Here is a 21,251-nt window from a genome sequence, read left to right as displayed (position 1 = left end):
GCAGATCCCCAGATCCTGATACGGAGCGTATGCGCGCCCACCGCCCGTGGCATCGGGGATCACCCCGATACCCGCAGCTGCGGGGTGGGGGATTCGCCGACCGGAGACGAGTCGACGGGGCGGATGAAGCCGACCGTGTGATCCTCACCGATGAGCTGCCGGAGCTTCGCCAGGACCTCGGAGCGCGATGTCGCGCCCAGGCGGTTGCGGATGTGCGCGATGTGATGCTCGGCCGTACGGGGCGAGATGAAGATGGCCTCGCCGATCTCGGCGTAGGTCTTGCCCTGCAGAACCAGGCGCGCGACCTCGATCTCGCGGTCGCTGAGCAGTTCCTCCTGGGAGGTCCGGGTCTCGCCCTGGTCGTCTGCCGCCGCGGCCTCTGACGCCTTGCGTGCGGCCTCGGTCGGATGCAGTTCGCGAGCGCAGGCGAGCAGCCGAGCGGCGATCTTGCGGTCCTCCGTGCGCGCGGCGCCGTGGCCGGCCAGGCGGGCGCCGTCCCATTTCAGACCGATGGATGCGAGACCCTCCGCCGCGGCCTCGACTGCGGCGGGGTCGACGGTGCCGCCGAGCACAGAGGTCCAGACGCGACCGGCGCGCGCCATCACAGCGGCGACCCGACTGCCGGTGGATGCCGCGACCAGCGCCTTCGCATGAGGCGTCAGGTGCGCGGGGCTGCCGAGCAGGATGCCCTGCTGGATCCCTGCCCAGCGCAGGTGCGCTATCCACAGCGGCGGGTCGCCGATGCCAGCGGTGATCGCGAGCGCGTGCGCGAAGTGCTGCTCGACGCGTGCGGCGTCGCCCGCGCGGGTCGCCGAGCTGATGAGCTCCGACAGCGGATGCAGCAGGAACAGGTCGATCTCCGCGCGCAGGACGCTGCCGCGCGCATGCCGCCACGCCTCCTCGGCGCCGGAGGCGTCCTCGTAGCGCCTGGCGATCGCGACGCGCACGGCGTGGGCGAGCAGGTCATCCCGCGCCGACATCGACGGCGCGAGCTCGTACGCGCGGGCGAGGTCGGCGCGGGCGTCGGCAGGGCGGGCGCGCTGCACGGCGATCCACGCGCGCCAGAGCAGCAGGCGCGGTGCGGCCCATGACCCGCCGTGTGCGCCGCGGATCGCGTCGTCGACGACGGTCCGCGCTGTCGCGGTGGCCCCGGCGTTCAACGCGATGACGGCCGCGATGACCGCCGGCAGCTCAGGGACGGCACCCGTGGCGCGCGAACTCGTGTACATCTCGGCGGAGCGGACCACGTCGGCGAGCACGGCGTCACAGGCGTCGCCGGCGATCGACGCCTGGATGCCCCGGCGCAGGAGCATCATGGCCACGCTCAGCGTCGACGGTGCACCGTCGTCGCCCGCCGCGGGAGAGGCGGAGGCGGATCCGACTGCCACGGCGGCGATCGTGGCGAGGACGGCTGACACGGCATCCTGCGGTGGACAGGCGCGGTAGACCGCATCCGCCTGCGTCATCATCGCCCGAGCGGACCACACCCCGGCGGCGACGTCGGTCAGCAGGCCGGCGTCGACGGCGCGTGCATCCGGCGTGGCCTCGTCGGCGATGGCGATCGCGTCGTCCAGCTCGCCTCGCGCCCAGGCGCCTGCCGCCCGTCTGGCGGCGAGTGCAGACGGCACGGTGCCGCACAGGATCGCTTCCCGGTAGGCCTCCTCGGCGCGGGCGGGGTCGGTGTCAAGCATCCGGTCGCCGTGTCGCACCAGGGCGTCGGCCACGGCCTCCGAGCCGATCTCCTCCGCCAGAGCGATGACCCCCTGGCCGTCGGATTCGGCGTCTGTCACCGTGATCGAGCCGCTCAGCTCGGCGAGTCTGCGCGCGGGGAGCGAGGCCCGGACAGCCGACAGCACCAGGGGGACGGGGCGTCCGCTGCGCAGCAGCAGCCCCTCGGCGTGCCCGCACCGCACGGCGTCGTCCGCCTCGGCGGAGGGGACGTGCTGAGCCGACCGCAGGCACAGCGCCTCCACGGTCGAACGGTGGACGGGGTCGATGGTGTCGAGCCGGTGCAGCACGGTCTCGGCGAGCGTTCGCTGCAGTTCGGCGTGCGCGTCGTCGTCGATGCAGTCCAGCTCGTCGTGATGGCTCAGCGCTTCGACGACGAGCCAGGTCACCCCGCCCGTGGACTGCAGAATGTGCTGCAGACAGGCATCGCGCATCGCCGTCGCATCGGCCTCCAGGTGCGGAATCAGGTCCGAGGGGCTGACATGCCCGAGAACGACCGACGAGCCCGTCCGCTCCAGCGTTCGCGCGATGCCGCGCAGCGACTCCGGCGACGGCCAGGGGCGTGCTGCGACGATGAGCGCCGTCGACGCGTCGTCGGCTCGCTCCCGCAGCGAGGCCAGCTGCTCATCGTCGAGGAGGTGCGCATCGTCGACCAGCAGGACCGTCTCGGGAGGGGTCCTGCCGATCAGCGCCGGGTCAGGTGATGACAGGAGCTCCGCGCTGAGGCCGCGATCGAGCAGCATCCGGCGCAGGTGCCGCAGCGACGCCGACTTGCCGGAGCCGGCGTTCCCGATGAGCGTCGCCCGAGGAGGGGACTCGGGCGACGCGGCGATGGTTTCGATGACCGCCCGCAGCTGTCGGTTCCACAGGAAGACGGGGGCGGCGTGCGGCGCATGGTCCTGCCGCATGGAAACAACAGTCATAGTGGTCGGCTCTCTCAGGTCGGATCCGCTGAGGGAGCAGAAGGCGTCGGCCCGTCGGCCGGCGGCGTCGGAACAGGGTCGGCAGGGGCTGCGGTGGGCGTCGGGTCGACCGGGGGTTCGGTCGGCGGGTCGCTGGGTGTCGGGTCGACCGGGGGGTCGGTCGGCGGGTCGCTCGGTGTCGGGTCGACCGGGGGGTCGGTCGGCGGGTCGCTCGGGGGATCGCTCGGTGTCGGGTCGACCGGGGGGTCGGTCGGCGGGTCGCTCGGCGGCGGGTCGCTGGGCGTCGGGGCGACGGAGGGAGCGGGGTTCGGCGACGGCGTCCTGACCGGGGTGGACGAGGGCGGGGAGGAGGGCGGCGTCGCCGCGTTCTCTATGACCGGACCACGACGCGATTGCTCCGGCGCCTGAGGGCGCTTCTTCTCCGCAGACGGGAGCGTGTCGCGGACGACGTTGCGCGGGCCGGACGGCTCTGCCGGCTTCGGCGTGATGATCGGCGCCGGCTCAACGTCGACCGGAGCCACCTGATCGGCAGGCGCCGGCCCCTCGACCGGGGAGAACAGCGGTGCGAAGGGGTCGAGCACGCCGAGGTCCGTGAGCGCCGCTGTGCTCGTCGTCGCCGGAGCATCGTCTGCGGTGCCTCGCAGGGTCGCGGCCCCCGCTGTGCTGGTGGCCACGCCTGCGGCGACCACGACTGCGGCGATCGTCACGACGGCCGGTGTCGCCGTGCGGACGGATGCGGGACCGAAGATCGGGATCAAGCGCCTCCGTCGAGGTCGCGGCGCCGCATCCGCCTGGATATCGATGCTCGGTTGCTCGGCAGCCGTCTCCGTCGGCAGAGCGGCGACGGACCGACGCTCTGCGCCGAGTTCCTCCAACACGAGCACCGCAGCGCCGAACGCAGCGGCGCCATCCGGGGCGGAGACGAGAGGCCGGTCGAACCGCTCGGACAACCGCTGAGCGACCAACGGGACATGCGAGGACCCGCCGATGAGCAGGATGTGATCCACCTGGTCCGACCGCACCTGCGCGTCGTCCAGAGCGCGCTCGAGGGCCTCCACCGTGCGATCGAGCGTCGAGTCGATCATCGTGTCGAGCTCCGAGCGGGTGATCCGCACGCTCGCGCTGCGCCCGGCCAGGGTCACGGGGATGGCGGCGTCGGAGTCGAACGAGAGCGACTCCTTGGCCGAGACGCACGCTCGCCGCAGCCGTGCAAGGGCCACGCGGTCGCCGGCATCCGGAATCGACGGGCCATCAGCGCCGGCGGACATGCGGATGGCGTGCTCGAGCACGAGGTCGTCGAACAGCGCGCCCCCGGCGTCCGGCAGGGCGACCGGCTCACCGATGATCCGATACTCCGCCGCTCCGTCCTTGCGCAGCACGGTCGCCTCGAACGTCTCGCCACCCAGGTCGTAGACCGCGGTGATGCTGCCCGTCGCCAGGGCGGGTGCGTCCATGTCGCGGAGCATCCGCTCGTGGTGATGCAGAGCAGCTGCCGCAGACGTCATCAGGTGAGCGTCCTCGAGCCCGGCGTCGCCGAGCGCTGTGCGCAGCGCATCGATCCGATGCGCACTCCACGACGACGGGTGCGCGATCGCGAGAACCGGGGGCCGCGCGTTGTGCCGCTCGGCGAGCCCTGCCGCCCACGAGATCAGCGCGGCGGTCAACTCGGCCGCGGTGATCGAGCGCGTCCCGGCGACGAGGGGCACGTCGTCGCCGACATCGCCGATGAACGAGCGGATGAGGTTCTCCGGGTGGGTGAAGCCGCGCTGCTCTGCGACGTCGCCGAACAGCAGATCGCCCTCGGGAGTCACATAGGCGAGCGCGGCGAGGGGGCCGCTCCGGTGCCCCAGCACCTTGGAGTCGGCGTCGATCTCTTCACTCTGCGCGAGACCCGCTGATGCCGCTGTGATGCGGCTGTTCCCCAAGTCAAGCGCGAGTACGAATTCGGACTCGCCCATTCCCTTTCCGCCTACCATCCCCCAGCTGTGGAGTCGGACACGCTCACTATAGGTCGTTTGGCCGCCGGGCGGTAGGGGTGTTCCCGGCGAGGGCTAGTGTGAATCTGTGACCCCCGATGCGCCCGCGAGAACCAGTGCGGCGGGAGTCGCCTACGCGGGCGGGGCCTATCTGCTGTGGGGGTTCCTGCCCCTGTACTTCCTGCTGCTCGTCCCGACCGGCCCGTGGGAGGTCGTCGCCGCGCGCGTGCTGTTCTCGTTCGTCTTCTGCGTGCTGCTTCTGACGATCATGCGCGGTTGGCGGCGGATCATGGCGATCATCCGGCAGCCGCGGCTGCTCGTCTGGACGGCGCTCGCCGGCGTGCTCATCTACGTCAACTGGCAGGTGTTCCTGATCGGAACCTTGAGCGGTCGGGTGGTCGAGACGGCGCTCGGCTACTTCATCAACCCGATCACCACCGTGCTGCTGGGCGTCTTCGTGCTGCATGAGCGGATCCGTCGCCTGCAGTGGATCGCGATCGGGATCGCCGCGCTCGCCGTCGTCGTCATCGTCGTCGCGTACCGCTCCTTCCCGTGGATCGCGCTGTCGCTGACGGCGTCCTTCGGCGTCTACGGCCTGATCAAGAAGAAGATCGGACCGGCGGTGGATGCCGTGAGCGGTCTGACCCTGGAATCGTTCTGGCTCATCCCGATCGCGATCATCCAGCTCATCGTGGTCGCGCAGGCGGATGGCATCACCTTCGGCACCGTGAGCGCCTGGCACACCGCGCTCATGCTGTTCGCGGGCATCGCCACGGCCGTCCCGCTGCTGCTGTTCGCGGCAGGCGCCCGACGCATCAACCTCACGGTGATCGGGATGATCCAGTTCGTCACCCCGATCCTGCAGTTCCTCACCGGGGTGCTGATCCTGCACGAGCCGATGCCGCTGGAGCGCTGGGTTGGCTTCATCGTCGTGTGGATCGCCGTCGGGGTGTTCGTCGTCGATCTGCTGCTTGCGACCAGATCGTTAGCGCACCGAGACCCACCGGCCCCGCCCGCACCATAAAGTTGGATCACCCGAGAGCATGCATGCATGCCCATCGTTGCAAAGGAGCACTATGAACCGCACGCTGTCGCGTACGAAGTGGCTGACTGGCCTTGCGCTCGTCAGCGCCTCGGCGCTTGTGATCACGGGCTGCAGCAGCAGCACACCCGAACCCGAATCCAGTGAGGGCACGAACACCGAGCGCCCGGCCGATGTCGACCTGACACTCGAGCTGGGATCGCTGCTTCCCTCGACCGGATCGCTCGCCTTCCTGGGCGCCCCGATGGAGTCAGGCGTGCAGCTCGCCGTCGCCCAGATCAATGAGGCGGATGCCGGCATCCAGGTCAACCTCACCCCCGCTGACGAGGGCGACCTCGACAACAAGGCGTACGAGACCTCGATCACCAACCTGCAGAGCGCAGGCATCACCGCCATGGTCGGTGCCGCCTCGTCGAGCGTCACGAAGCTGATCCTCGACGGCAACGCCGGCTCAGGCATCCTCACCGTCTCGCCGTCGAACACGTCGCCGGACTTCACGGGCATCAACCCGATGTACTTCCGCACGGCGCCGAGCGACAACCTGCAGGGCGAGGTGCTGGGCAACCAGATCGCCGAGGACGGTCACAAGACCCTCGGCATCATCTACCAGAACGACCCGTACGGCACCGGCCTGTTCGAGGCGATCAAGTCCACGTTCGAGGGCACAGGCGGCGAGGTCGTCGCCGAGACGTCCTACAACCAGGGCGACGGTCAGTTCAACGCCCAGGTGCAGGAGGTCGCAGCGGCCAACCCGGACGCCGTGGCCATCGTCTCGTACGACCAGTTCGCCACGATCGCCCCGCTGCTCGGCAACGCGGGCGTCGACACCGGCGCGCTGTACCTGGTCGACGGAAACCTGAAGGACTGGCCGGACCTCGGTGTGAGCCTCGAGGGCTCGAAGGGCACGCGCGCAGGCGCTGAGCTGCCCGACGACTTCATCGACCAGCTCAACGAGGTGTGGACCGCGCAGGGCAACCAGCCGATCGACGCCGTGACGTACTCCGCTGAGGCGTACGACGCGACGATCCTCATCGCACTGGCTGCTCTCAAGGGCATCTCGGTCGAGGGCAAGGACATCGCGGCCAACATGCAGGAGGTGTCCGGAGGCTCGGGCGAAGGCGAGAAGTGCACCACGTTCGCCGACTGCGCCGAGATCATCAACGGCGGAGGCGTGGCCGACTACGACGGCCTCTCCGGCGAGGTCACGTTCAACGACGACAACGACCCGCAGGGTGCCGCGATCGGCGTCTACGAGTTCGATGCCGACAACGTGACCACTCGCATCAAGTAACAACAGCACACAGGAAGCGCCCCGGATGCAGCATCCGGGGCGCTTTCGTGTGTGCCGGCCTTCTACCCGGCGGAGCGGGCGTGGGCGATCATGCGGTCGAACTGCGCGTCGCGCTCTGCATCGACGACCTGCGCCTCCGGATGCGCGTCGTGGTACGAGACGGCCCGCCGCGCGCCCTCGTCGAACGTGATCGTCGTGGCGAACTCGGGCACCAGCGCCTGCAGCTTCGACGTGTCGAAGAGGGTCGAGTTCGCCTTGTCTCCGATCAGGGTCGGGCCGAGATCCGGCGCGAACGCCGCGATCGTGTCGGATGCCACGTGCACGAGCTCCGGCGCATCGACACCGGCCGCAGCGCCCATCCAGGTGTAGATCTGATTCCACGTCGGCGCGTGGGAACCGGTGATCGTGAAGTCCTCGCCGATCGCGCCCTTGTGACCGATGAGCCCGGTGAAGCCGACGGCGAAGTCATCGGCGTGCGTGACGGTCCACAGGCTCGTGCCGTCGCCGAGCACGACGACCGGGCGTCCGGCGCGCATGCGCGCGATGTCGTTCCAGCCGCCCATCGTCGGGAAGCGGCGCTCGTCGTAGGTGTGCGAGGGGCGGATGATCGTGATCGGCAGTCCGCGGTCGGCGGATGCTGCGCGCAGCAGGTCCTCGCACGCGATCTTGTCGCGGGAGTACTGCCAGAACGGGTTCTCGAGCGGCGTGCGCTCGGTGATCGGCAGCTGCGCCGGCGGCTTCTGGTACGCCGACGCTGAGCTGATGAACACGTACTGTCCCGTGCGCCCCTCGAACACGTCGAGGTTGCCGGCGATGTCCGCAGGGGAGAAGGACAGGAAGTCGGCCACCGCATCGAACTCGCGCCCGGCGAGTGCATCCCTCAGCGCCGCGGGGTCGCGGACATCCGCCGACACCGTCGTCACGGCATCCGGCAGACCACGCCGACCGCTGCCGCGGTTGACCACAGTCACGTCGTGGCCTCGTTCGACGGAGCGGCGCACACACGCCGCGCTGATGGTTCCGGTGCCGCCCAGGTAGAGAATGCTCGTCATAGGACGAGCCTAGGGCGGGCGCCAGAACCTACGCGGCGTCCGTGCCCAGCGTGCCGAGGTACAGCCCGATGACCTTCGGGTCGTTCAGCAGGTCGCGCCCTGACCCCTCGTATGCATCCCGACCCTGGTCGAGGACGTAACCGCGATCGCAGATCTGCAGGCAGCGGCGAGCGTTCTGCTCGACCATGATCGTCGTGACACCGGCCTTGTTGATGTCCGAGACGCGGATGAACGCGTCATCCTGACGCACCGGTGACAGGCCGGCGGACGGCTCGTCGAGCAGTAGCACAGACGGGTCCATCATCAGTGCCCTCGACATCGCGACCATCTGCCGTTCTCCGCCCGAGAGGGAACCGGCACGCTGCTTCAGGCGCTTGCCGAGCTCGGCGAAGATGTCGCTGACGAACTCCAGACGCTCGGCGTAGATCTTGGGGTTCTGGTACAGCCCCATCTGTAGGTTCTCCTCGATGGTGAGCGAGGGGAAGACGTTGTTCGTCTGCGGTACGAACGCGACACCGCGTCTGACGAGCTTGTCGGCCTTCAGACCCACGATGCTCTCGCCCTTGACGGTGATGTCGCCGTCGCGGACCTGCACCATGCCGAAGATGGCCTTCAGCAGCGTCGACTTCCCCGCACCGTTCGGGCCGATGATCCCGATCAGCTCCCCGCGGCGCGCCACGAGGTTGGCGCCGTTGAGGATGTTCACGCCCGGCAGGTATCCGGCGTGCACGTCCTTCATCTCGACGATCACGTCATCGGCGCCCTGCCCGGTCGACACGTTGTCGGTCATGCCTTCTCCTCGTCGGTGGCCGCACTGTCGGCCTCGAGCTCTGCTTCTGCCTCTGCCTCGATCTGCTCGCGCAGCTCGGCGGCGTCGGCATCCGGGATGACCTGCAGGCGTCCGGTGACGGCGCCGAGGTCGACGTCCTGGTGGGCGCCGAGGTAGGCGTCCACGACGGCCGGATCCTCCATCACCGTGTCCGGCGGGCCCTCCGCGACCACTCGGCCCTCAGCCATCACGACGACCCAGTCGGCGATGTGGCGGACCATGTGCATGTCGTGCTCGACGAACAGCACCGTCATGCCGAGTTCCTTGAGATCCAGGATGTGATCGAGCAGCGACTGCGTCAGCGCCGGGTTGACGCCGGCCATCGGCTCGTCGAGCATGACCAGCTGAGGGTCGCTCATCAGCGCGCGCGCCATCTCGAGCAGCTTGCGCTGACCGCCCGAGAGCGAGGCGGCGAAGTCCTTCTCCTTCGCGTCGAGCTTGAACCGGGTGAGCAGTTCACGGGCTCTCTCCTCGATCTCGGCGTCCTGCGCCCGCCAGAGGAACGGGAACAGACTCGCCCAGAACCCCTCGCCGCGCTGGTGCGTCGCACCGAGCTTCATGTTCTCGAGCACCGTCAGCAGCGAGAGCGACTTGGTGAGCTGGAACGTGCGCACCTGGCCCATGCGGGCGACCTTGAACGATGGGATGCCTGACAGGTTCTTGCCGTCGAACGACCACGTGCCGGTGTTCGGGCGGTCGAACCCGCACAGCAGGTTGAACAGGGTGGTCTTGCCGGCGCCGTTCGGCCCGATCAGCGCCGTGATGGCGCCGCGGGGGATCTCGAGGTGATCGACGTCGACGGCGGTGAGTCCGCCGAAGCGGCGGGTCACGGCATCCGCGACGAGGATCGGATCGACCTTCGCCACGCCCGGTGCAGCCGGTCCCTTGGCGAGGCCCGCCGTCTTCGGACGGCGGATGCTGCCCGTTTGGGCCCCTTCGACAGGCTCAGGGGTCGAAATGTTACTTGACAAAGGTCATCTCCCTCTTGTTCCCGAGGATGCCCTGCGGACGGAAGATCACGATCAGCATGAGCACGATGCCGATCACGATGTAGCGGACGACGTCGGCCTGGTTCGTCGTCATCGGCAGCCAGCCGACGCGCGCCATCTCGGGCAGCAGTCCGCCGAGGAAGGCGAACACGACCCAGAAGAGCACCGCACCGAGGGTGGGGCCGAACACGGTCGCAGCTCCGCCGAGGAGCAGGATCGTCCAGAGGAAGAACGTCAACGACGTCGAGTAGCTGCCGGGGATCACGGCCGACGGCAGGACGAAGACGACGCCGCCGAGTGCGCCGATGATGCCACCGACGACGAGCGCCTGCATCTTGTATGCGAAGACGTTCTTGCCGAGCGAGCGCACGGCGTCCTCGTCCTCGCGGATGCCCTTGATCACACGGCCCCACGGGCTGCGCATGAGCGCCCAGACCACGAACACCGACAGCCCGAGCACGATCAGGCCGAACAGGCGCACCCACAGGTCCGTGGCGTTGTACGTCCACGGGCCGAAGCCGTAGGTGCCCTCGGGGAACGGGTTCATGTCGCGGAAGCTCTGGTGGTACCCGCTGAGACCGCCGGCCGAGTTCGTCCACTCGCGGAAGAGCTCGGTCAGGAACAGCAGGCGGACGACCTCGGCCGTCGCGATGGTCGCGATGGCGAGGTAGTCGGCTCGCAGACGCAGAGTCGGGATGCCGAGGAGCAGCGCGAACACGGCGCCGGCGAGAACGCCGAACGCCACACCGCCCCACCAGGGGAAGCCGAAGCTGAGGATCGAGATCGCGTAGCCGTATCCGCCGACGGCCATGAATGCCGCCATGCCGAAGTTGAGCAGACCCGCGTAGCCGAAGTGCACGGCCAGACCCGTCGCGGCCAGCGCGTACGCGATGGTCGTCGGGCTGAGCAGGTACGAGGCGGTATTGCCGAAGATGTTGCCGAAGTCCATGATCAGCCCAGCCTTTCCCTGCGTCCCAGCAGACCCTGGGGCCTGACGAGGAGGATCACGATCAGCGCCACCAGCGCCGTCGCGTACTTCAGATCGGAGGGGACGCCGAGCAGCGTTGACACCTCGACGGCGAGGCCGACGATGATGGAGCCGATGAGGGCGCCGATCGCCGACCCGAGGCCGCCGAGCGTGATGGCGCAGAAGATCAGCAGCAGCATCTGCATGCCCATGTCCCACTTCACACCGGGGCGGAAGTACGCCCACAGGACGCCGGAGACCGCCGCGAGCATGCCGGCGAGGACCCAGACGATGCGGACGACCCTGTCCACGTCGATTCCGGATGCCGCGGCCAGCTGCGGATTGTCGGAGATGGCCCTCGTGGCCTTGCCGACTCGGGTGCGCGTGAGGAAGTAGGCGACGCCGAGGATCACGATGATGCTCGTGCCCATGCCGATCATGTCGATGTACGACAGCGACACGGGGCCGAGCTTGATCGGGGTCGGGCTCGCGCCCTGCAGCTGGTATGTGGCGCCGCCGATCATGTACTGCAGGAAGTAGCGCAGTGCCAGCGAGAGCCCGATGCTGACGATCATGAGCTGCACGATGCCCAGGCCCCGGTGGCGAAGAGGACGCCAGAGTCCGGCGTCCATCGCGAGACCGAGCAGGCCGCCGGCGATGATCGCCGCGATGATGCCGAGCCACATCGGCAGGTGCCAGAACGAGGTGCACAGGAGCGCGATCACGGCGCCCCAGGTGACCATCTCGCCATGGGCGAAGTTCGACAGGCGGGTGGTGCCGTAGATCAGGGCCGCGCCCATGGCCGCGAGTCCCAGCAGCAGGCCGAAGTTCAGGCCGCCGACGATGCGGGACAGCAGCTGATCGATGAACGACGTGGTCTCTCGAACGCCCTCGCCGAGGAAGAGGTTGACGATCTTCGTGTTCGTGAGGGCGAACTCAACCTCCTGCGATGCCGAGTCGCCTTCGACGATCACGCCCTCGGGGAGCGTGTCCTCGTCGACCGTCAGCGTGTAGGTCTCCTTCTCGGGGACGTACAGGCGCCACTTGCCGTCGGCATCCGTCGTGGTCTCGGCGTCGAAGCCGTTGCCGTCGATCTTCACCGTCACATCGGGAACCGGCTCATCGTCGAAGGTGATGACCCCGGCGAAGTAGTAGTCGGTGACCTCCTGCCCGTCGTCCGTCTCGGCGAGCGCGGATGCCGCGGGCTGGAATATCAAGAACGAGAGCGCCATCAGCACACCGAGCGCGGCGACCATCCATGGTCGGGCTCGACGGACGGCAACGGACGTGGGTCTCACGCATCCTCCACATTGAGTGCTCGCCACGGCTTCGGGTCGGCCAGGCGTGGGTTTGAGCGTACTGTGGCGCGCGGCCATTCACTAGTCACGCGCCCGAACCGAGGAATTTTCGTTACGTCTGCGCCGTTTAGACTTGGTGAACGCGCCGCTCTCGCCTGCAGGAGGATCATCCATGGACCAGCACGATCCCTTCGGTTTCGTCGGACTCACCTACGACGACGTCCTTCTCCTCCCCGGGCACACCGACGTGATCCCGAGCGAGGCGGACACCTCCTCGCGCATCACGCGCCGCATCTCGGTCGCGACTCCGCTGCTCTCGAGCGCGATGGACACCGTCACCGAGTCGCGCATGGCCATCGCCATGGCCCGAGAGGGCGGCATCGGCATCCTGCACCGCAACCTCTCCATCGCCGACCAGGCAGCGCACGTCGACCGCGTCAAGCGGAGCGAGTCGGGGATGATCACCGACCCGATCACGACGAGCCCCGACGCCACCGTCGAAGAGGTCGACCAGCTGTGCGCGAAGTACCGCATCTCCGGCCTTCCCGTCGTCGACGGCGATGGCCGGTTGGTGGGCATCATCACCAACCGGGACATGCGCTTCGTCTCGGGCTTCGAGCGGCCCACGACGTTCGTCAAGGACGTCATGACTTCTGAGGACCTCGTCACGGCGCCCGTCGGCGTCGCGGCGGGCGAGGTCATCGCGCTGTTCGCGAAGCACCGCGTCGAGAAGCTGCCGCTGATCGACGAGAGCGGCAAGCTCGCGGGTCTCATCACCATCAAGGACTTCGACAAGAGCGAGAAGTACCCGCTGGCCACGAAGGACGAGCAGGGCCGCCTGCGCGTCGGAGCGGCGATCGGGTTCTTCGGGGACGCGTGGGAGCGCGCAGAGGCGCTGCGCGACGCCGGTGTCGACGTGCTCGTCGTCGACACGGCCAACGGCCAGTCGCAGGGCGTCATCGATCTGGTGCGGCGTCTGAAGGCGGACGAGTCGTTCGCGCACATCGACGTGATCGGCGGCAACGTCGCGACCCGTGAGGGCGCCCAGGCCCTCGTGGACGCCGGCGTGGATGCCGTCAAGGTGGGCGTCGGTCCCGGTTCCATCTGCACGACCCGTGTCGTCGCCGGTGTCGGCGTTCCGCAGGTGACCGCGGTCTACGAGGCTTCGCTCGCCGCTCGTCCAGCCGGCATCCCGGTCATCGCGGACGGCGGTCTGCAGTACTCCGGCGACATCGCCAAGGCCCTTGTCGCCGGTGCGGATGCCGTGATGCTCGGCTCGCTGCTGGCAGGAACCGACGAGTCTCCCGGTGAGATCGTCTTCCAGTCGGGCAAGCAGTTCAAGCAGTACCGCGGCATGGGATCGCTCGGTGCGATGCAGACGCGCGGCAAGCAGACCTCGTATTCGAAGGACCGCTACTTCCAGGCGGACGTGCCCAGCGACGACAAGCTCATCCCCGAGGGCATCGAGGGTCAGGTCCCGTACCGCGGCCCGGTGTCGGCGGTGGCATACCAGCTCGTCGGCGGCCTGCGGCAGTCGATGTTCTACGTCGGCGCGCGCACCATCGAAGAGCTCAAGACCCGCGGCAAGTTCGTGCGCATCACGGCGGCAGGACTCAAGGAGTCGCACCCGCACGACGTGCAGATCGTCGTCGAGGCGCCCAACTACAAGAAGTAGGTCGTCCCGCCCCAGTGTCGAGCCCCCGGTGTCGAGCCCCCGGTGTCGAGCCCCCGTCTTAGTGTCGAGACCCCGTCTCATTCACGCTTCTACGACGGGGCCTCGGTAACAAGACGGGGGCTCGAGTGCGTGAGGGGTGCTCCCGGGGTTCCGGATGCCGCGACCGCGGCGTAGCGTGACGGGCATGTGCCGCAACATCGTCCCGCTGAACAACCTCGAACCCGCCGCGACCGACGACGAGTGTCAGGACGCGGCCCTGCAGTTCGTGCGCAAGATCTCCGGGTCGAACGCGCCGTCCAGGGCCAACCAGGCCGTGTTCGACCGCGCAGTCGCCGAGATCGCAGAGGCGACTCGCCGTCTCCTCGACGACCTGGTGACCACAGCGCCGCCGAAGAACCGCGAGCACGAGGCTGCCAAGCGCCGGGCCCGCTCCGCCGATCGCTATGAGGCGATCCGGGTCTTTCAGGCCGAGAAGCACGCAACCCGCGCCGCGAGCTAGCTGCCACCGCCGCGCAGCCGGGCGGGGGTCGCAACTCGTCGCCACGGAATCGGTATGGCGGCCACTCCCGACCCCTCCGACGGCACGGGTAGGCTGGACGGGTGAGCATGGACATCGAACTCGGTCGAGGCAAGCGCGCGCGCCGCGCATACACGTTCGACGACATCGCGGTGGTGCCGTCGCGGCGCACCCGCAACCCGGAGGACGTCTCGACCGGGTGGTCGATCGACGCGTTCTCGTTCGACACCCCGGTGATCGGCGCCCCGATGGACTCGGTGGTGAGCCCGCAGACCGCGATCATGCTCGGCAAGCTCGGCGGCCTCGGAGTCCTCGACCTCGAGGGCCTGTGGACGCGCTACGAGAACCCAGAGCCACTGCTCGCCGAGATCGCTGCCCTCCCGGCCGACAAGGCCACCGTACGGATGCAGCAGCTGTACTCGGAGCCGATCAAGCCCGAGCTCATCACCACGCGCATCGCCGAGATCCGTGAGGGCGGGGTCACCGTCGCGGCATCCCTCACCCCGCAGCGCACCCAGGAGCTCTACGACACCGTCGCCGCTGCCGGCGTCGACCTGTTCGTGATCCGCGGCACCACGGTGTCGGCCGAGCACGTCTCCAGCGTCGACGAGCCGCTGAACCTGAAGAAGTTCATCTACGACCTCGACGTGCCCGTGATCGTCGGCGGAGCCGCGACCTACACCGCGGCCCTGCACCTCATGCGCACCGGCGCAGCCGGCGTGCTCGTCGGATTCGGCGGGGGAGCGGCATCCACCACTCGCGCGACGCTCGGCATCCACGCTCCGATGGCCACCGCCGTCTCGGACGTCGCGGCGGCACGTCGTGACTACCTCGACGAGTCCGGCGGACGCTACGTGCACGTGATCGCCGACGGCGGCGTCGGCACCTCCGGCGACATCGTCAAGGCGCTCGCGATGGGCGCGGATGCCGTCATGCTCGGTGTCGCGCTCGCGCGCGCCACCGACGCCCCCGGCCGGGGCTTCCACTGGGGTCCCGAGGCTCATCACCCGCAGCTGCCGCGCGGCCGTCGCGTCGAGACACCGGGCATCGCGACGCTCGAGGAGATCCTGTACGGACCGGCGCCCGTCGCCGACGGCACCGCCAACCTCATCGGCGCGCTCCGCAAGTCGATGGCCACGACGGGCTACTCCGACCTCAAGGAGTTCCAGCGCGTCGAGGTCGTACTCGCCCCGTACGAGTCGTGACGGGCGCGCGCTGCCCGTGACGACCACGCCCGAGATCCCGCCGACTCAGGAGTTCCCGCCGACTCTGCGCGAGGTGATGCTGCGCGGGCGCTGGATCGGCGTGCTGTGCGCATGCCTCGTCGTGGCCGGTGTCTTCGCGTTCCTCGGCCAATGGCAGCTGGAACGCGCCATCGACACGGATCCGCCGCCGGCAGGGATCACGGAGGAGGTGCGGCCGCTCGCCGACGTCCTCGAACCGGGCGAGTATTTGGCGGAGCCGCTGGTCGGACAGCGGGTCGAGACCTCCGGCACCTGGGTGGGCGGTGACTTCCTCGTCGTCTCGTCGCGGTTCAACGACGGCGACGGAGCCGATGAGGGAACGTCGGGCTACTGGGTGACGGGGCAGCTCCGCGTCGCCGATCGCACATCGATCGCCGTCGCGCTCGGTTGGGCGCCCGATCGTGAGAGCGCGGATGCCGCCGTCGCCGATCTGGACAGGAATGCCGCCGGTGCCGATGCCGAGATCACCGGCCGCATCATCTCCGATGAGGGCGCTGCCCTCCCACCGGCCGACGAGCCCTTCGCGCTGAGCAAGATGTCGCCGGCGATGCTGCTGGGGCAGTGGCACGACGTGGAGCAGCTGTCGATGTACCGTCCGTACCTCGCATCGGTGGATGCTCCGGACGGACTCGTCGACATCGTCTCGCCTGCGCCGCACGAGCTGTCCAGCGTCAATTGGCTGAACGTCTTCTACGCCATCGAGTGGGCCGTGTTCGCCGGCTTCGCGTTCTACATCTGGTACCGGCTCGCGAAGGACCGGTGGCAGCTCGAGGTCGAGGAGTTCGAGGAGCGCGCGGCCGCGGCATCCTGATCGGAGCAGCACGGCCCTTCCACTTTCGTCCAATGACTGCCGACGTTGCGCCCTGCCGAAAGTCGTAACGCAGGTCGGCTCGGAAGAACTTCCGGTTAGCGATCTCTGAACTCTCTCGGGAAAGTCTCAGCCCGCTCATAAGCTCACACGCGAGTGGCCGCATGCACCGACCCTGTGCGTCGCGAAAGCTCCCTCGTGCGCCTCATGGCGACGCCCGGGGTCTCATCTGTCGACGAGGAGAACAACCGAATGATGTCGTCCACCCCTGACGGTGCAGCGCGTCGCGCTGGGTCGTCCATCGCACGCAGACGGGGGCGCATCGCGACCCTCGCCCTGACCACCACATGCGCGCTGAGCTTCGGAACGCTCGTCGCCGCGCCCGCCTTCGCCGCCGCAGACGGCACAGGCGTCGTCATCAACGAGGCGTACCTGTCCGGCGGCAGCGCCGGTGCCGCCTTCAAGAACAAGTTCGTCGAGCTGTACAACCCGACCGATGCCGACATCACCCTCGACGGCATGTCGGTCCAGTACCGGTCGGCGACAGGCACCGGCAACTCGAACGGCGTCGTCGCGCTCTCGGGCGTCATCCCCGCCGGCGGATACTACCTCGTCCAGGGCGGCTCGAACGGCGCGAACGGAGCCGTGCTGCCTGAGGCCGACGCCGCAGGCAACCTCAACCCGAGCGGCACCACCGGCACGCTCGCCCTGGTGCAGGGCACGGCGGCCGTCGCCCTCGGAACCGGTTCCGTCGTCGGCGCCGACGGCGTCATCGACGTGCTCGGCTACGGCACGTCCAACACGTTCGAGACCGCACCGGCGACGGCTCCGGCCGGCAACACCGACGTCAAGTCCCTGAACCGAACCGACGGCGTGGACACCGACGACAACTCGGCCGACTTCACGCTCTCGGCCACCATCACCCCGCAGGCCTCCGAGACAGACCCGGGCGACCCCGGTGACCCCGGCGACCCCGATCCCACGACGGCGACGATCGCCGAGGTGCAGGGCGCGACGGACGTCTCGCCCCTGAACGGACAGACCGTCACCGTCGAAGGCGTCGTCACGGCGGACTACCGCACCGGCGGCTACAACGGCATCGTCATCCAGACGAAGGACTCCGGGGGCGAGAACGACGCGACCCCCGGTGCCTCCGACGGCGTCTTCGTCTTCCTGAACGGCAAGACGGTTCCCGGAGCCATCGGCGACCTCGTCTCGGTCACCGGAACCGTCTCCGAGTACTTCGGGCAGACCCAGATCAGCCCGGCGGTCGCCGCCGGCGTCACGCTCGTGACCGCCGGTGCGGGTGTTCCCGCAGCGACGCCGCTCCCCGGGACAGTCGTCGGCGGCGACCGCGAGGCGTACGAGAACATGCTCGTCGCCCCGTCCGGCGACTACCTGATCGCGTCCAGCCACCAGCTCTACAACTTCGGCACCCTGTGGCTGAACCCGGGCGAGCTCAACGTCAAGAGCACCGAGCTCGAGCGCCCCGGTGACGCGGCGAATGCGATCGCAGCATCCAACCGCGCCGATCGCATCCTCCTCGACGACGGATACAACGTCCAGATCAGCAACAGCGCGCACCCCGGCGACCAGCCGTACTTCACGAAGGACACGGTGGTCCGCAACGGCGACGCCGTCGACTTCGCCCAGGACGGCTACGTGCTGCAGTACGGATTCGACGACTGGCGCCTGCAGCCGGTCACGCCGATCAACAGCGACACGGCCGCCGCCGACAAGGCGACGTTCGCCACCGAGAACCCTCGGTCTGCGACGGCCCCCGAGGTCGGCGGTGACGTCCAGGTCGCGGCGTTCAACGTCTTCAACTACTTCACGACGTTCTCGGAGGACGACCCCGACGCCCGCGGGGCGAAGAACCAGGCGTTCTTCGACATCCAGCGCTCGAAGATCGTCACGGCGATCAATGGCCTGGATGCGGACGTCGTCGCGCTGATGGAGATCGAGAACTCGGTGCATTTCGGCGACGGAACGCCCGACGTGGCGCTGCAGAACCTTGTGAACGGTCTGAATGCCGACGCGGGCAGCGACGTGTGGGACTACGTCGAGACGCCCGACGAGCTGCTCGACACGACGACCGACGTCATCACGAGCGCGATCATCTACAAGAAGGATGCCGTCACCCCGGTGGGAGACAGCATGGCGAAGATCGACGAGACGGTGTGGGGCAACGCCCGCGAGCCGATCGCGCAGACCTTCGACATGGATGGTCGCACGATCTCGGTGGTCGCCAACCACTTCAAGTCGAAGTCGGGCGACGGCGCAGAGCCGGCCGACGGTCAGGGACACTTCAACGCCGACCGCACCGCTCAGGCGCAGTCTCTGCTGGAGTTCACCGACGAGATCACGGAGGCATCGGGCAGCGACGACGTTCTGCTCCTCGGCGACTTCAACGCGTACGCGAAGGAGGACCCGATCAACGTGTTCTCCGAGGCGGGCTGGAGCGACCTCGTGCCAGCGAACGCCGCAGGCCAATACACGTACTCGTTCGACGGCGAGCTCGGCTCCCTCGACCACGCCATCGCCTCGCCGTCCCTTTCGGCGTCGATCACCGGCACTGGTGTCTGGACGATCAACTCGCCGGAGTGGAGCGACCGCGGCTACGCGTTCGGCGCCACCGAGGCGGGCACGCCGTTCCGCTCCAGCGACCACGACCCGGTCATCGTCGGCATCTCGAGCGAGATCCCGCCGGTCGACATCGACATCGTCACGATCAACGACTTCCACGGTCGCATCGAGGCCGACGGTGCGGCGGCCGGTGCCGCCGTGCTCGCCGGGGCTGTGAAGTCTGTCCGCGACGCGAACCCGAACACGGTGTTCGCCGCTGCGGGCGACCTCATCGGAGCATCCACGTTCACGTCGTTCATCAACGACGACAACCCCACGATCGACGCGCTGAACGCCGCCGGGCTCGAAGTGAGCGCCGCCGGCAACCACGAGTTCGATCAGGGCTGGGAGGACCTTCGCGACCGCGTGCAGGACCGCGCGGACTGGGAGTACATCTCCTCGAACGTGTTCCTCACCGAGACCGGCGAGACCGCCCTGGCCCCGGCATGGGTCAAGGAGATGGACGGCGTCCGCGTCGGCTTCATCGGCGCTGTGACCGAGGAGCTCGACTCGCTCGTCTCGCCAGAGGGCATCGCCGATCTGGAGGTGCGCAGCATCGTCGACTCGGTGAACGACGTGGCCGATGATCTGACCGACGGCGACTCCGCCAACGGCGAGGCCGATGTGCTGATCCTGCTCGTGCACGAGGGTGCGACGTCCACGGACGTCGCGAGCATCACGCCCGAGTCGGCGCTGGGCACGATCGTCGACGGCGTCGACGACAGTGTGAGCGCGATCGTCTCGGCGCACACCCACCTCGCGTACAACCACGTCATCGACGGCCGCCCTGTGGTCTCGGCGGGTCAGTACGGCGAGAACTTCGGCCTGATGAACCTGCAGGTCGACCCGGAGACGAAGGAACTGCTCTCGATCACCAACGAGATCAAGCCCCTCACGCAGGACGGTGCTCCGCTCTACGAGCCGATCGCCGAGGTGCAGTCGATCGTCGACGATGCCAAGGCAGAGGCCGACGTCCTCGGTGCTGAGCCGGTCGGAACCATCACCGGTGACTTCAACCGGGCGCGTCAGACGAACGGCTCGGAGAACCGCGGCGGCGAGTCCACGATCGGCAACTTCGTGGCCGACGTGCAGCAGTGGGCGACCGGTGCTGACCTCGCGATCATGAACCCCGGTGGCATCCGAGCGAACCTGACGTACGCGTCGTCCGGGGCATCCGATCCGGACGGCAACGTGACGTTCCGTGAGGCGGCGACGGTGCAGCCGTTCGCCAACACGCTGGTCACCCTGAACCTCACCGGTGCGCAGCTGAAGGGCGTGCTCGAGGAGCAGTGGCAGCCGGCGGGTGCGAGCCGTCCGTTCCTCAAGCTGGGGCTCTCGGAGGGTCTGCAGTACACGTACGACCCGACGGCGGCGGCGGGGGAGCGGATCACCGCGATCACGCTGAACGGCGACCTGATCGACCCTGAGGCGTCCTACGTCGTCGCGGCCAACTCGTTCCTCGCAGCCGGTGGAGACAACTTCTTCACCCTCGCCGAGGGCACGAACAAGGCCGACACGGGCAAGATCGACCTGCAGTCCGTGGTCGATTGGTTCGACGCCAACGGCACGGCGACGCCCGACCTCGCGCAGCGCGCCGTCGGCGTGACGCTCAGCGCTCCGGATGCCGACGGCTACAGCGCTGGCGACGAGGTCACCATCGACCTCTCATCGCTCGCGTTCAGCGGCGGCGACCCGGCGCCGGGTGAGGTCAGCGTCTCGCTCGGTGACGTCGTTCTCGCCAGCGGCGCGGTGGATCCGACGGTCGTCGACACCACCGACGAGGCCGGCCGAGCGAGCCTGACGTTCACGGTCCCGGAGGGGGTGTCCGGCGAGCAGCTGCTCACCGTCGCGGTCGTGGATGCCGGCACGAACGTCCGCGTTCCGATCACGTTCGCGGATGCGGGCGAGGAGGAGTTCGAAGGGACGATCGAGGTCAAGGGCAACACCGTCAGCGCAGGCAAGAAGCTCGCCGTCTCCGGCGACGACTTCACGCCGGGCGAGACGGTGACCGTGACCCTCGAGTCGAAGAAGGGCAAGCTCGTCGAGCTCGGCACCGTCGTGGTCGACGAGGACGGCTCGTTCTCCGCATCCCTCACGGTGCCGAAGAACACGGATGCCGGGCGCTACACCGTGATCGTCGCACAGGCCGATGGCGACCAGGCCACCGATCAGGTCACGGTCAACAAGGGCGGCGGCAACGGCGGCGGCCTCGGCGGCATCATCAAGGCGGTGGTCGACTGGCTGTGGGATCTGATCTCCGGCTGGTTCTGAGCGACTGACGGCGAAG

Annotated in this window: 14 protein-coding genes; 7 read left to right on the top strand and 7 right to left on the bottom strand. The window is 68.6% G+C overall.

What is annotated here, in order from left to right; all coding sequences use genetic code 11:
• Positions 1-59: 59 nt before the first annotated feature.
• Positions 60-2,651 carry a LuxR C-terminal-related transcriptional regulator gene (locus tag KHB019_RS05560; RefSeq protein ID WP_337458262.1) on the bottom strand — a complete coding sequence of 864 codons (2,592 nt, stop codon included), beginning with the start codon at positions 2,649-2,651 and terminating at the stop codon, positions 60-62.
• A 14-nt stretch (positions 2,652-2,665) separates the two neighbouring features.
• On the bottom strand, positions 2,666-4,609 hold the full coding sequence (locus KHB019_RS05555) for an Hsp70 family protein (protein ID WP_337458261.1): 1,944 nt from the start codon (positions 4,607-4,609) through the stop codon (positions 2,666-2,668).
• A 106-nt stretch (positions 4,610-4,715) separates the two neighbouring features.
• Between KHB019_RS05555 and rarD the strand changes: the two genes are divergently transcribed.
• A complete protein-coding gene (rarD, locus tag KHB019_RS05550) occupies positions 4,716-5,651 on the top strand; it encodes an EamA family transporter RarD (protein ID WP_230101936.1) in 936 nt (311 codons plus the stop codon).
• 52 nt (positions 5,652-5,703) lie between these two features.
• Positions 5,704-6,960, top strand: a complete 1,257-nt coding sequence (locus KHB019_RS05545) for an ABC transporter substrate-binding protein (protein ID WP_230101937.1) — start codon at positions 5,704-5,706, stop codon at positions 6,958-6,960.
• 62 nt (positions 6,961-7,022) lie between these two features.
• Here KHB019_RS05545 and KHB019_RS05540 read toward each other — a convergent pair whose 3' ends face one another.
• Genes KHB019_RS05540 through KHB019_RS05520 form a run of 5 tightly spaced genes read right to left on the bottom strand, consistent with a single transcriptional unit; the run spans position 7,023 to position 12,053 of the window.
• Positions 7,023-8,012 (bottom strand): NAD-dependent epimerase/dehydratase family protein, encoded by a 990-nt coding sequence (locus KHB019_RS05540; protein WP_230101938.1) that lies wholly within the window; start codon positions 8,010-8,012, stop codon positions 7,023-7,025.
• A 28-nt stretch (positions 8,013-8,040) separates the two neighbouring features.
• Positions 8,041-8,802 carry an ABC transporter ATP-binding protein gene (locus tag KHB019_RS05535; RefSeq protein WP_230101939.1) on the bottom strand — a complete coding sequence of 254 codons (762 nt, stop codon included), beginning with the start codon at positions 8,800-8,802 and terminating at the stop codon, positions 8,041-8,043.
• Positions 8,799-9,758, bottom strand: a complete 960-nt coding sequence (locus tag KHB019_RS05530; RefSeq protein WP_230102324.1) for an ABC transporter ATP-binding protein — start codon at positions 9,756-9,758, stop codon at positions 8,799-8,801. Before KHB019_RS05530 ends, KHB019_RS05535 begins: the two co-directional genes overlap by 4 nt.
• Positions 9,759-9,801: 43 nt before the next feature.
• Positions 9,802-10,779 carry a branched-chain amino acid ABC transporter permease gene (locus KHB019_RS05525; RefSeq protein WP_337458260.1) on the bottom strand — a complete coding sequence of 326 codons (978 nt, stop codon included), beginning with the start codon at positions 10,777-10,779 and terminating at the stop codon, positions 9,802-9,804.
• A 2-nt stretch (positions 10,780-10,781) separates the two neighbouring features.
• Positions 10,782-12,053 (bottom strand): branched-chain amino acid ABC transporter permease, encoded by a 1,272-nt coding sequence (locus KHB019_RS05520; protein WP_414684015.1) that lies wholly within the window; start codon positions 12,051-12,053, stop codon positions 10,782-10,784.
• A 214-nt stretch (positions 12,054-12,267) separates the two neighbouring features.
• Here KHB019_RS05520 and guaB point away from each other — a divergent pair, with 214 nt between their 5' ends.
• From guaB to KHB019_RS05495, 5 genes are all read left to right on the top strand, one after another.
• Positions 12,268-13,770, top strand: coding sequence for an IMP dehydrogenase (gene guaB, locus KHB019_RS05515; RefSeq protein WP_230101942.1), 1,503 nt, complete (start codon positions 12,268-12,270; stop codon positions 13,768-13,770).
• A gap of 184 nt (positions 13,771-13,954) precedes the next feature.
• Positions 13,955-14,269 (top strand): DUF2277 domain-containing protein, encoded by a 315-nt coding sequence (locus KHB019_RS05510; protein WP_337458259.1) that lies wholly within the window; start codon positions 13,955-13,957, stop codon positions 14,267-14,269.
• A gap of 107 nt (positions 14,270-14,376) precedes the next feature.
• Positions 14,377-15,492: a GuaB3 family IMP dehydrogenase-related protein gene (locus tag KHB019_RS05505; protein WP_230102325.1), complete on the top strand. Its 1,116-nt coding sequence runs from the start codon at positions 14,377-14,379 to the stop codon at positions 15,490-15,492.
• A gap of 76 nt (positions 15,493-15,568) precedes the next feature.
• On the top strand, positions 15,569-16,342 hold the full coding sequence (locus tag KHB019_RS05500; RefSeq protein ID WP_230102326.1) for an SURF1 family protein: 774 nt from the start codon (positions 15,569-15,571) through the stop codon (positions 16,340-16,342).
• A gap of 249 nt (positions 16,343-16,591) precedes the next feature.
• Positions 16,592-21,235: an ExeM/NucH family extracellular endonuclease gene (locus tag KHB019_RS05495; protein ID WP_337458258.1), complete on the top strand. Its 4,644-nt coding sequence runs from the start codon at positions 16,592-16,594 to the stop codon at positions 21,233-21,235.
• Positions 21,236-21,251: the final 16 nt, after the last annotated feature.

Source organism: Microbacterium sp. KHB019 (genome assembly GCF_037285405.1).
Classification (GTDB): domain Bacteria; phylum Actinomycetota; class Actinomycetes; order Actinomycetales; family Microbacteriaceae; genus Microbacterium.
This window is presented reverse-complemented; position numbering and strand designations above follow the sequence as displayed.